This is a genomic window from Bacillus sp. 1A, from assembly GCF_052682215.1.
Genome location: NZ_JBQYLZ010000001.1, coordinates 2,588,482 through 2,601,340 on the forward strand (window position 1 = coordinate 2,588,482; position 12,859 = coordinate 2,601,340).

9 protein-coding genes are annotated in these 12,859 nt (G+C 36.2%); 8 read left to right on the forward strand and 1 reads right to left on the reverse strand.

The window, feature by feature from the left end:
* Nucleotides 1-14: 14 nt before the first annotated feature.
* Together ftsW and pyc are read left to right on the forward strand one after the other, a co-directional pair.
* Nucleotides 15-1,196: a putative lipid II flippase FtsW gene (gene ftsW, locus ACUN0F_RS13285; RefSeq protein ID WP_046956453.1), complete on the forward strand. Its 1,182-nt coding sequence runs from the start codon at nt 15-17 to the stop codon at nt 1,194-1,196.
* 334 nt (nt 1,197-1,530) lie between these two features.
* Nucleotides 1,531-4,977, forward strand: coding sequence for a pyruvate carboxylase (pyc, locus tag ACUN0F_RS13290; RefSeq protein ID WP_445539554.1), 3,447 nt, complete (start codon nt 1,531-1,533; stop codon nt 4,975-4,977).
* 385 nt (nt 4,978-5,362) lie between these two features.
* Here the strand turns inward: pyc and ctaA are convergent, their stop codons facing one another.
* Nucleotides 5,363-6,298: a heme A synthase gene (gene ctaA / locus ACUN0F_RS13295; RefSeq protein WP_001188725.1), complete on the reverse strand. Its 936-nt coding sequence runs from the start codon at nt 6,296-6,298 to the stop codon at nt 5,363-5,365.
* Nucleotides 6,299-6,794: 496 nt separating this feature from the next.
* Between ctaA and ctaB the strand changes: the two genes are divergently transcribed.
* The 6 genes from ctaB to ctaG all read left to right on the forward strand — a co-directional run bounded on the left by ctaB (nt 6,795) and on the right by ctaG (nt 12,707).
* Nucleotides 6,795-7,718 carry a protoheme IX farnesyltransferase gene (gene ctaB, locus ACUN0F_RS13300; RefSeq protein WP_000017546.1) on the forward strand — a complete coding sequence of 308 codons (924 nt, stop codon included), beginning with the start codon at nt 6,795-6,797 and terminating at the stop codon, nt 7,716-7,718.
* A gap of 93 nt (nt 7,719-7,811) precedes the next feature.
* Entirely contained in the window at nt 7,812-8,861 is a 1,050-nt protein-coding gene (gene coxB / locus ACUN0F_RS13305) for a cytochrome c oxidase subunit II (RefSeq protein ID WP_445539555.1), read from the forward strand.
* A 60-nt stretch (nt 8,862-8,921) separates the two neighbouring features.
* On the forward strand, nt 8,922-10,757 hold the full coding sequence (gene ctaD / locus ACUN0F_RS13310; protein WP_000501451.1) for a cytochrome c oxidase subunit I: 1,836 nt from the start codon (nt 8,922-8,924) through the stop codon (nt 10,755-10,757).
* Nucleotides 10,757-11,380, forward strand: coding sequence for a cytochrome c oxidase subunit III (gene ctaE / locus ACUN0F_RS13315; protein WP_000557858.1), 624 nt, complete (start codon nt 10,757-10,759; stop codon nt 11,378-11,380). The genes ctaD and ctaE overlap by 1 nt, the downstream gene beginning before the upstream one ends.
* Before the next feature lie 3 nt (nt 11,381-11,383).
* Nucleotides 11,384-11,716: a cytochrome c oxidase subunit IVB gene (gene ctaF / locus ACUN0F_RS13320; protein WP_000985699.1), complete on the forward strand. Its 333-nt coding sequence runs from the start codon at nt 11,384-11,386 to the stop codon at nt 11,714-11,716.
* A gap of 85 nt (nt 11,717-11,801) precedes the next feature.
* Nucleotides 11,802-12,707 (forward strand): cytochrome c oxidase assembly factor CtaG, encoded by a 906-nt coding sequence (gene ctaG / locus ACUN0F_RS13325; RefSeq protein WP_088093443.1) that lies wholly within the window; start codon nt 11,802-11,804, stop codon nt 12,705-12,707.
* Nucleotides 12,708-12,859: the final 152 nt, after the last annotated feature.

A 12,859-nucleotide genomic window follows, 5' to 3' on the forward strand; every position in this document is an offset into this window, starting at 1 on the left:
AAAGAGGAAATGAAATGAAAAGAGTATGGAAATCAATGGATTATTCATTATTACTTCCTCTTGTTATCTTATGTGTGTTGGGAGTTATAATGGTATATAGTTCTAGTTCCATTGTCGCGATTTCGTCGAAATATAACTGGCCAGCAGATCACTTTTTTAAAAAACAATTAGTTGCTCTTGCTATTGGAACAGTAATACTAGTGATTGTCGCTGTAATTCCTTACAAATTTTGGAAGAAAAAAATAATTCTTACAGCGATGGGGTTAGGGAGTCTGGGCTTACTAACAGCAGCTTTTCTTTTCGGTAAGGTAATCAATGGTGCAAAAGGATGGATATTAGGTATACAACCAGCTGAGTTTGTAAAAATAGCAGTTATTATTACGCTAGCAAGTTTTTTTGCTAAGAAACAAGAGAGGCAAACCCCTTTTTTTCAAGGGATAATACCTCCTATATTTGTTGTCGGTGGATCGATGGTATTAATTTTATTACAAAATGACTTAGGGACTGACATATTAATAGGTGGAACAGTGTTAATTATGTTCTTCTGTTCAGGAGTTAATGTTAACTTGTGGATTAAAAGATTTTTATTAACATCTGTCGTGTGGGTTCCGGCGTTGTATTTTATCGGAAACTATAAATTAAGTCTATACCAAAAAGCTCGATTTTCAGTTTTTCTTGATCCATTTAGCGATCCGCAAAAAGATGGATTTCAATTAATAAATTCATTTATTGGAATTGCCTCAGGTGGGTTAAATGGTAGAGGACTAGGAAATAGTATACAAAAGTATGGCTACTTACCAGAGCCGCAAACGGATTTTATTATGGCGATTATATCTGAAGAACTAGGTTTTATAGGTGTAGCTATCATTTTAATCTGTTTACTACTTATTATCATTCGTTCGTTTAGAGTAGCACAGAAGTGTAAAGATCCATTTGGAAGTTTAATTGCAATCGGAATTGCAAGTTTAATTGGGATACAAACTTTTGTTAATGTTGGTGGTATGTCTGGATTAATACCACTTACAGGAGTACCTTTACCGTTTATTAGTTATGGTGGTAGTTCTTTATTGGCTAATTTAATTGCGATGGGTATATTATTAAATGTTGCTAGTCATGTAAAACGACAAGAGAAACAACAAAATGAGATAATGAAAGAAAGAGAGCAAGATGGACCGCGTCTTGTTGTAGTAAAATAAAAAACACATTGTGCTTTAGAGCGCGATGTGTTTTTTTATGTGCAAGAAACATTAAATAGGATGCATTAATTGGTATATACACTAAAAAATATATCACATTAAATTAAATGTGATATACAATTAAGTTGTTAGAAAAGGAAGAGGTATGCTATACTATTTTTGTGAAACAAATTGATCAGAAAACTTATCATTTGTTAAAAAATAAGGTATGATGGATAAAAATAAAGTGAAGCTTTCTAAGTATAATATAATGTAGAAAGTGAAGAACTTCACGCTCTTTAGGGTGTGTATATATTTTATCTCTAGAGTGGTAGGAAAGTAGAGGGGGAAAATCATGACAAAGCTGCAACGTATTCAAAAAGTATTGGTAGCTAACCGTGGAGAGATTGCAATTCGTGTGTTTCGAGCTTGTTCGGAACTTGGATTAAAAACAGTTGCAATCTATTCTAAAGAGGATAGTGGTTCTTATCATCGTTATAAAGCCGATGAGTCCTATTTAGTTGGGGAAGGGAAAAAGCCAATTGATGCTTATCTAGATATTGAGGGCATTATTGAGATTGCGAAAAGTAATCATGTAGATGCAATCCACCCTGGATATGGTTTCTTGTCAGAAAATATTCAATTCGCGAAACGTTGTGAAGAAGAAGGGATTATCTTTATTGGTCCAAAGAGTAAGCATTTAGATATGTTTGGAGATAAAGTGAAAGCAAGAACACAAGCGCAGCTAGCACAAATTCCAGTTATTCCTGGTAGTGATGGGCCGGTAAATTCAGTAGAAGAAGTTGGAGAATTTGCTGAAAAGTATGATTACCCGATTATTATCAAAGCTTCCCTTGGCGGTGGCGGTCGTGGTATGCGTATTGTACGTAGTAGTGAAGAATTAAGAGAATCGTATAATCGAGCGAAGTCAGAAGCGAAAGCAGCCTTTGGTAATGATGAAGTATACGTTGAAAAATTCGTTGAAAAACCTAAACATATAGAAGTTCAAATTTTAGCAGATGAAGAGGGCAATGTTGTTCATTTATACGAGCGTGACTGTTCTGTACAACGTCGTCACCAAAAAGTGGTAGAAATCGCACCTAGTGTGTCGCTTTCAGATGATTTGCGTCAGCGTATTTGTGATGCTGCTGTGAAATTAACGAAAAATGTAAATTATTTAAACGCAGGAACAGTAGAATTTCTTGTAAAAGGTGATGAGTTTTACTTTATTGAAGTAAATCCGCGTGTTCAAGTTGAACATACAATTACAGAAATGATCACAGGGGTAGATATCGTTCAATCGCAAATTTTAATAGCTGATGGACATGCATTACATAGTAAAATGGTAGGTGTTCCGAAGCAAGAGGAAGTAGTTGTTCATGGATTTGCGATCCAATCTCGTGTAACGACTGAGGACCCACTAAATAATTTCATGCCGGATACAGGGAAAATTATGGCATACCGATCAGGCGGTGGTTTCGGTGTTCGTCTTGATACAGGTAATAGTTTCCAAGGTGCTGTTATTACATCGTACTATGATTCTTTACTCGTAAAAGTTACAACATGGGCACTTACTTTTGAACAAGCTGCTGCGAAAATGGAACGTAACTTAAAAGAATTCCGTATTCGTGGTATTAAAACAAATATTCCATTCCTAGAGAATGTAGTAAAACATAAAAACTTCTTATCAGGAGAATATGACACTTCATTTATTGATGCGTCACCTGAACTATTCCTGTTCCCGAAACGTAAAGACCGCGGAACAAAAATGTTAAATTACATTGGGTCAGTAACAGTAAATGGCTTCCCAGGAGTAGGGAAAAAAGAGAAACCAATTTTCCCGGATGCTCGTATACCGAATGTATTACACTCAGAGCCGGTTCAAAATGGAACGAAACAAATTTTGGATGAGCGTGGAGCGGACGGATTAGTAAAATGGGTACAAGATCAAAAGCGTGTACTTTTAACGGATACAACATTCCGTGATGCGCATCAGTCATTACTGGCGACGCGTATTCGTACAAAAGATTTACATCAAATTGCAGAGCCGACAGCGAGAATGTTACCGAACCTATTCTCAGCGGAAATGTGGGGTGGTGCAACGTTTGATGTTGCATATCGTTTCTTAAAGGAAGATCCATGGGAACGATTACTAGATCTTCGTGAAAAAATGCCAAACGTTTTATTCCAAATGTTACTTCGTTCTTCAAACGCAGTTGGTTACAAAAACTATCCGGATAATTTAATTCAAAAATTTGTGGAATGTTCTGCTCAAGCAGGAATTGATGTGTTCCGTATTTTTGATAGCTTAAACTGGGTAGAAGGTATGAGAGTTGCGATTGATGCTGTACGAGACACTGGTAAAATTGCAGAAGCAACAATGTGCTACACAGGAGATATTCATGATCCGTTACGTAGTAAATATGATTTAAATTACTATAAAAACTTAGCAAAAGAGTTAGAAGCATCAGGAGCACATATATTAGGAATTAAAGATATGGCAGGCTTATTAAAACCTAATGCGGCATATGATTTAGTTTCTGCATTAAAAGAGACGGTATCGATTCCGATTCACTTGCATACACACGATACGAGTGGAAATGGTATATTAACGTATACAAAGGCAATTGAAGCAGGTGTTGACATTGTCGATGTAGCAGTAAGTTCTATGGCTGGTCAAACGTCACAACCAAGTGCGAACACGCTATACTATGCATTAGGTGGAAACGAAAGACAGCCAGACGTTAATATAGATTCATTAGAAAAACTATCTCATTATTGGGAAGATGTACGTAAATACTACGCACCGTTTGAAAGTGGTATGAATGCACCTCATACAGAGGTATATATGCACGAAATGCCAGGCGGACAGTATAGTAATCTACAACAACAAGCGAAAGCGGTTGGTTTAGGAGATCGCTTCGATGAAGTGAAAGTAATGTACCGCCGTGTGAATGACATGTTTGGCGATATTGTTAAAGTAACACCATCATCTAAAGTTGTCGGTGATATGGCATTATTTATGGTTCAAAATCACTTAACAGAACAAGATGTTTTAGAGCGTGGGCATTCTATGGACTTCCCAGGGTCTGTTGTTGAAATGTTCTCAGGAGATTTAGGACAACCGTATGGTGGTTTCCCGAAAAAGTTACAAGAAATTATTTTAAAAGGGAAAGAGCCATTAACAGTAAGACCGGGTGAATTATTAGAGCCAGTAGATTTCGACGCGTTAAAAGAAGAGCTATTCCATAAGCTTGGACGCGAAGTGACGATTTTTGATGTTGTTGCATATGCATTATATCCAAAAGTATTTATGGATTACGAAAAAGTTGCTGAGCTTTATGGAAGTGTGTCTGTGCTTGATACACCGACATTCTTCTATGGTATGAGACTTGGTGAAGAAATCAATGTGGAAATCGAACAAGGTAAAACATTGATGGTTAAACTAGTATCAATCGGAGAGCCTCAGTCAGATGGAAACCGTATTCTTTACTTGGAGTTTAACGGTCAACCACGTGAGATTGTTGTGAAAGACGAAAGTGTGAAAGCAACAGTGGCACAACGTGTGAAAGGAAACCGTGAAAATCCAAACCACATTAGTGCAACAATGCCAGGAACGGTTATTAAAGTAGTTGTAAAAGAAGGCGATGAAGTGAAAAAAGGCGATTCTATGGCAATTACAGAAGCGATGAAAATGGAAACGACAGTTCAAGCGCCGTTCAATGGTAAAGTGAAAAAAGTATATGTTAACGATGGAGATGCAATTCAAACGGGTGACTTACTGATTGAATTAGATGACTAAAAAAGAAAAAGAGCTGTGTAAATGAGGCCACTGAAAAAGTGGTTACTTTGAGAAAATAACACGCATTTTATCAATATGTTGAAATTAAAAAGGACCCCATCACCTTTATATAGTAGGTGGTAGGATCCTTTTTCTTATGAAGTGGAGTTTTTCAGTGCCTTCGTGTAAATGCAGCTCTTTTTCTTTATCCCGCTATTCGCCGGGCAGTAAGACACCCGCCTCAAAATTCAGCGAAAACAAAGAAGTTAGATGGGGGATCAACTGCCCATAAAAGCCTGATTGGTGCGGGCTAATAATCAGTGGGGGATGAAGACCCCCACTGATTAAAGTTTCACTTTATTGCAAAAAATACCTTGCCAATTCGGCAAGGTATTTTAATTTAAATTTATTTTGTTTGTTTAGAAGTTGATTCAGCTTCTTTTGCATTCACTTTACTTCGTGTACCTAACATAACTAAATAGCATAGTACAGCAAATAAGCAAGAAATGAATAGTGAATGTAATAATGCCATTACTAAATTAGCATTTGTAAATACGACTAAAATTCCTACGATAGCTTGAAGTGTAACAAGGATAAATGAAATGATCCATCCCCAGTATACGACAGGCTGCTGCTTGTAATGGCGAATAGCGAGAATCATCGCGTATAGTATCCAAGCGAAAATTAACATCGCTGCAACTCTATGTCCCATTTGAACCCATTCATGTAGTTGAGTTGGCATAGGTCTATTTTTGCTACATAAAGGAAAGTCTGGACAGGCTAAGCTAGCTCGTTCGTGACGTACTAAAGCACCTGTGTAGACGACAATATAACTGTAAATTGTTACACCATAAATATGAAATTTCATTTTTTTGTCCATAATAAGTGAACGTGCATCAAATTTCTGATCAATTTCAAAGATAAGACACGTTAATAAAATGACAGAAGCAAATGAAATTAAGGAAATACCGAAATGGATAGCAAGTACAGCTGGCATTTGTCCCCAAACAACTGCTGCCGCTCCCATTAATGCTTGCGCAATTAAAAATACGAAGGATAAAATTGCTAACGTTTTTGTTTCGCGCACATGTTTATAATATTTCCAGGACAAAATACAAAGAAGAGTGACAAGAATTCCTGCTGATCCTGATGTAAGGCGGTGACTTAGTTCAATAATAGTTTCCATTGATAAATTAGATGGAACAAATTCACCGTTACAAAGTGGCCATGATTTACCGCACCCTTGGCCAGAACCTGTTTTTGTAACTAAGGCGCCTCCTAGTAAAACTATTAATAAATCAAGACTCGTAATGACTGCTAACCATTTAATAAAGCGTTGCAATCTATTTCACCATCTTTCTGCTATGAAGTTATTGCGAAATATTTTCATTCCATTATGTATAGAATAAAAAGCGCTAGTTCCTATGATATATAAAAAATAATAAAATAGCAAAGAAATGGCGGGGGCAGACAGGGGAGAGAAAATGGGTGTGGAAATAGGATATATAAGGGAATTTTTAGGTGAAAAACAGGCTATTTTGAAAAGATATGGGGAGAATACGTGTTAAATATGACAAAAAAGTTTATTATAGAAGGTAACATCATGTTATGATAAGGACAAGTAAGAATTAAGTTTTTATATTCGACACAAAAAGTTCATGTTTTCTTCACAAAATGTTCGGGAAATATGATTTAATATATTGGAGTATGGGCGTAGATTAGTAGTAGAATGGATTAACAATATTTCTACTGTAATAATATTGCTATATAGAAGCGAAATATTTCATTCGAAATAGGCGCAAAAAGAAAGATGAAAGTTTTAAGAGGGGGTTAAAGTGATGAGCCATGCAACAAGTGAGCTGCATGATGAGTCAGCTGTTACAAGTGTACCGGAAACAACTCGGCTACAAGATTTATCAGCGCTCGTTAAAATGGGGATTGTAAACTCAAATACACTTACTGTATTTACAGGATTTTGGTTGGCATTACATTTTAATGGATTAAGTGTGATGGACAATCTGGATAAGTTATTCTTTACAATCGTTGGTTCTGGATTAATTATGGCAGGGGTATGTTGTTTAAATAACTACATTGATCGAGATATCGACCCGTTAATGGAAAGAACAAAAACCCGTCCAACAGTTACTGGGAAGTATAAACCGGGATTTGCACTTACATTTGGACTAGTTATATTACTTCTTGGATTTGTATTTTTATTATTAACAACACCAATGGCAGTATTAATGGGATTTATTGGTGCTTTCACATATGTTGTCTTATATACGTTATGGACAAAGAGAAAGTATACACTAAATACTGTTGTAGGTAGTATATCTGGAGCAGTTCCACCTTTAATTGGATGGGCAGCAATCGATCCATCTTTAGGCCATCCAATTGCTTGGATGTTATTTTTAATTATGTTTATTTGGCAAATCCCACATTTCCTCGCATTAGCGATGAAACGTGTTGATGAATATCGAAATGCAGGAATTCCAATGCTTCCTGTAGTTCATGGATTTGAAATTACGAAACGCCAAATTATGATTTGGACAGTATGTTTATTACCACTACCATTTTATATGAGTGGACTAGGGATAACATTTATGGTAATTGCAACATTGTTAAACATCGGATGGATCGTTTTAGGATTTTATGGCTTCCGTAAGCAAGATGACATCAAATGGTCCGTACAAATGTTTGTTTATTCCCTAAATTATTTAACAATCTTATTTGTATCAATGATTGTAGTTACATTCTTCTAAGACAACGACATAATTGGATTTCTTTACGTTGAGATTTACTTTACTTAACTATAAAGTACAATCTAATTCACAAGGAAAGTGGGGGTTGTTTGTATGAAGAAACAGTGGCGACTGCTTTCGTTCGTTTCACTGCTGGCTTTACTGTTAGGGGGATGCGGTAAAGCCTTTCAATCTACTTTAATTCCGCAAGGAGAAGTAGCAAAAATGCAATATGATTTGCTCTTACTAGCAACTGCGATTATGGTAGGAGTAGTACTAGTAGTTACTATTATTTTCTTATATGTAATTGTGCGTTTCCGACAAAAGAAAGGTCAGGAAGATTATATTCCAGAGCAAGTTGAAGGGAATCACAAACTAGAAATTATTTGGACAGTTATTCCGATTATTCTTTTGTTAATCTTAGCTGTTCCGACGGTTACATATACATTCAAACTTGCTGATGTAAGTGCGATGGAGAAAAAGAATATTGATAAAGATACTATCGTTGTTGATGTAACAGCGAATCTTTATTGGTGGGAATTTTCTTATAAATCAGAAAAAATAGTAACTTCTCAAGATTTAGTCATCCCCACAGGTAAGAAAGTGTATTTGAATTTGAAGGGTGCCGATATTAAACATGCGTTTTGGGTTCCATCTTTAGCTGGGAAAATGGATACAAATACAGACAATGTGAACAAAATGTGGTTAAAGGCAGATAAATCGGGCACTTATAATGGTTTTTGTACAGAATTTTGCGGCCCATCACATTCTTTAATGCAATTCAAAGTGAAAGCTTTAGATGAAAGCGAGTACAAAAAGTGGCTTGCTGATATGAAGAAGATTGATGGGAAGAAAGAAGTAGCCTCAACAAAGGCGCAAGAGGGCCAAGAAATATTTAATAAAAGCTGTATTGGTTGTCACGCAGTTGGATCTAATGATAGTAGACCACCTTCCGCTCGTATCGCACCAAACTTAGCAAACTTTGCGGATCGCGATATGGTTGCCGGTATTGCCGAAAACAATGAAGAAAACTTAAAAAAATGGCTGAAAGATCCTGAAAATATGAAACCAGGAAATAAAATGACTGGTAAATATGGCAACTTAACGGATGATCAAGTTGATGCATTAAATGCATACTTACAAACGTTAAAAGTTGAAAAGTAAAGAGGGATTATTCGCGAAGGGGAGGTTGAAAACGTGAGTTCTGTAGCAAAAAAACAGGGGATGGGTGCTGTCATATGGGATTATTTAACGACAGTAGACCATAAAAAGATTGCCATTCTCTATTTAATTGCAGGTGGATTGTTTTTTATAATAGGCGGAATAGAAGCTCTATTTATTCGCCTTCAATTAGCGATTCCTAACAACGCTTTTCTTGTTGGGGATGCTTATAATCAAGTATTAACGATGCACGGTACAACAATGATTTTCCTCGCAGCTATGCCACTCGTGTTTGCATTTATGAACGCCGCTGTACCACTTCAAATTGGTGCACGTGATGTAGCGTTCCCGTTTTTGAATTCACTCGGATTTTGGTTATTTTTCTTTGGTGGAGTATTTTTAAATTTAAGTTGGTTTTTAGGTGGAGCACCTGATGCAGGCTGGACATCTTATGCATCTTTAGCTTTAGCCTCTAAAGGCCATGGTGTTGATTTTTATGTACTCGGCTTGCAAATCTCCGGTATTGGTACATTAATTGGAGGTATTAACTTCCTTGTAACCATTATTAATATGCGTGCGCCAGGAATGACGTATATGCGTATGCCGATGTTTACATGGACGACATTTGTAACATCTTCTCTAATATTATTCGCTTTTCCGCCGTTAACTGTAGGATTAGGACTTTTAATGTTAGATCGTTTATTTGGAACAAGTTTCTTTAATCCAGCATTGGGCGGGAATACGATTATATGGGAGCATTTATTCTGGATTTTCGGTCATCCAGAAGTATACATTCTTATACTCCCAGCTTTCGGAATATTCTCAGAAATCTTCGCGACATTTTCGAAAAAACGATTATTTGGTTATTCGTCGATGGTGTTCGCGACAGTATTAATTGGATTCTTAGGATTTATGGTATGGGCGCATCATATGTTTACTGTTGGACTTGGTCCAGTTGCAAATGCTATTTTCTCAGTTGCAACAATGGCGATTGCAGTACCGACCGGTATTAAAATATTCAACTGGCTCTTTACGATGTGGGGAGGAAGTATTCGTTTTACGACACCGATGATGTGGGCAGTAGCTTTCATTCCATCATTCGTAATGGGTGGAGTTACAGGTGTTATGCTAGCATCTGCACCAGCGGATTATCAATTTCATGATAACTATTTCGTAGTAGCTCACTTTCATTATGTAATTGTCGGCGGTGTTGTATTTGGTTTACTTGCAGGAGCTCATTATTATTGGCCACTGATGTTTAATAAAGTATTGAATGAAACGTTAGGAAAGATAACATTTTGGCTATTCTTTATCGGTTTCCATTTAACGTTCTTCATACAGCATTTCCTTGGTTTAATTGGTATGCCACGTCGTTACTACACATATCTTGAAGGCCAAGGGTTGGAAATGGGGAATATGATTAGTTCTATTGGAGCGGTATTTATGGCTCTTGGAACGATTGTTCTTCTATTCAATGTAATTAAAACGACAGTTTCAAAAGAAAAGGCTGGTCGTGATCCATGGGATGCACGTACATTAGAATGGACAATGCCAGCACCAACACCAGAATATAACTTTAAACAATTACCATTTGTTCGCGGGTTAGATCCGTTTTGGATTGAAAAACGTGAAGGGAATAAAGAGATGACAGCGGCGGAACCAGTTGGTGATATTCATATGCCAAATCCATCATTTTCACCATTTATCATTTCTTTAGGATTGTTTATAGCGGCATTCGGTGCAATGTATATGCAGGGTGGAAAAGATAAGTTTTGGTTATTAGTAGCAATTATCGGTTTAATCATTACATTTGGCACAATGTTCCTACGTTCAGTAATTGATGATCATGGATATCATATTCATAAGGAAGATTTAGAAGATAAGGGGGGCAAGGCATAATGCATGTAGATGAAAAATTAACGAATGAAACATTTCCAGCAGAGCCTGAAAAAGCAACCCTTGAGGGGAAAAATAAGTTTGTCGGTTTTTGGTTATTTCTTGGAGGCGAAACAGTATTGTTCGCTTCCTTATTTGGCACATATTTGGCGTTAAAGAATTCTACAAATGGTGGACCAACATCTCAAGAGATGTTCCAAATGCCACTCGTTTTCATTATGACGATGCTTTTATTAACGAGTAGTTTAACGAGCGTTTATGCGATGTATCATATGAAAAACTTTAACTTTAAAAAAATGCAACTTTGGCTACTAGTAACAGTGTTGCTAGGTTTAGGGTTTTTAGCATTTGAGATATATGAGTTTTATCATTATACGCATGAATTTAAGCATACTATGAGAAGTAGTGCATTTGGTTCCGCGTTTTATGCTCTTGTTGGTACACATGGTCTCCACGTATTGTTTGGATTATGTTGGATTTTAACATTAATCTTTAGAAATGCGAAGAGAGGTCTAAATTTATACAATGCACCGAAGTTTTATGTTGCATCGATTTATTGGCACTTTATTGACGTAGTTTGGGTGTTTATTTTCACTGTAGTATATTTGATGGGAATGGTGGGATAAACAATGGCGATAAAGCAAACGAATAATCCTAAAGTTGATCTTGTTTATCGGAAGAGAAAAAGTGCGGAGGAAATGAAGCATCAAGTTATTACATTTGCATTAATGATTTTTTTAACATTAGTTGCATTTGCAGCAGTCGCATATCCGAAAACTTTTAGTCCGACTTTCTCAGTACCATTTATTTTACTATTAGCAGTGGTACAAGTAATTTTTCAATTGTATTATTTTATGCATATGAGTCATAAAGGACATGAAGCGGCAAGTTTCTTTCTTTATTCTGGTCTGTTGATCGGGTTAATTACAATTTTAGCTTTTATGACAATTGTGTGGATTTGAAAAGTGAAGAATAAGGGAGCTTGTGTCGTCACAGCTCCCTCTTCATGTTATGTGAAAGGATAACCTTAAGAAGGTAGGTGTGACAATGAGTAACTTGTGGATATTTGGTTTTCAAGCTCTATGGAGTCCAATCTTTTTATTATTTATGCTTTCGATCCTTATCGGGTACTTTTTAATTATTGGGCCATATAGAATGCGATTTGAAAATGCGAGGAAGGTAAGTAAGAAGCAAATTTTTTATTTTACGACCGGGATTGTTCTTTTGTATTTTGTAAAGGGAGGGCCTATTGATTTAATTGGTCATATTATATTTAGTGCACATATGTTTGAAATGGCAGTTATGTATATTGCAGTTCCACCGTTACTGTTGCTTGGTATACCAGATTGGTTATATCGTTATATTACTTCTTTTAAGTTCGTTCAAATTATATTAAAGATATTTGCTAAACCACTTATTGCATTGTTTGTATTTAATGGCCTGTTTTCTTTTTATCATTTACCAGTTGTTTTTGATACAGTAAAACAAAGTCAAATTGCTCATCCTATTTGTCTCGCTATATTGTTCTTTACGGCAATCATGATGTGGTGGCCGATGCTAAATCCATTACCAGAATATCAAACATTAAGTGATATAAAGAAACTTGGTTATATGTTTGCTAACGGTATATTATTAACGCCAGCTTGTGCGTTAATCATTTTTGCAACTGCACCGTTATTTGCAACGTATACGGATCCGGCTGCTTGGATGAAGGCGATGGAACTTTGTGTACCCGCAGGAACTTTATCAGATTTAAATATAACGGGACCAGAATTTTTACACTGGATGCCAGTCGTACAAGACCAACAAACAGGTGGCATCATTATGAAAATTGTCCAGGAAATAGTGTATGGCACAATTATAGGCTATGTATTCTTTCGATGGGCGCGTCGAGAGCGTGAAAAGGATAAAGAGCAGTTGCAACAATTGCCGCCGTATTTACAGACTAAGTAAAAAAGTGTATGGGTTTTCATACACTTTTTTAGTTTTAGTAAACTGTAAAAAGATTGAATTTTCAATTTATTTATGTTAAGTTAGTGTAGGCATGTACTAAAAGTGGATATAAGATTTACTACTAGCTTTAATACGTAATGATTCCATGTGTA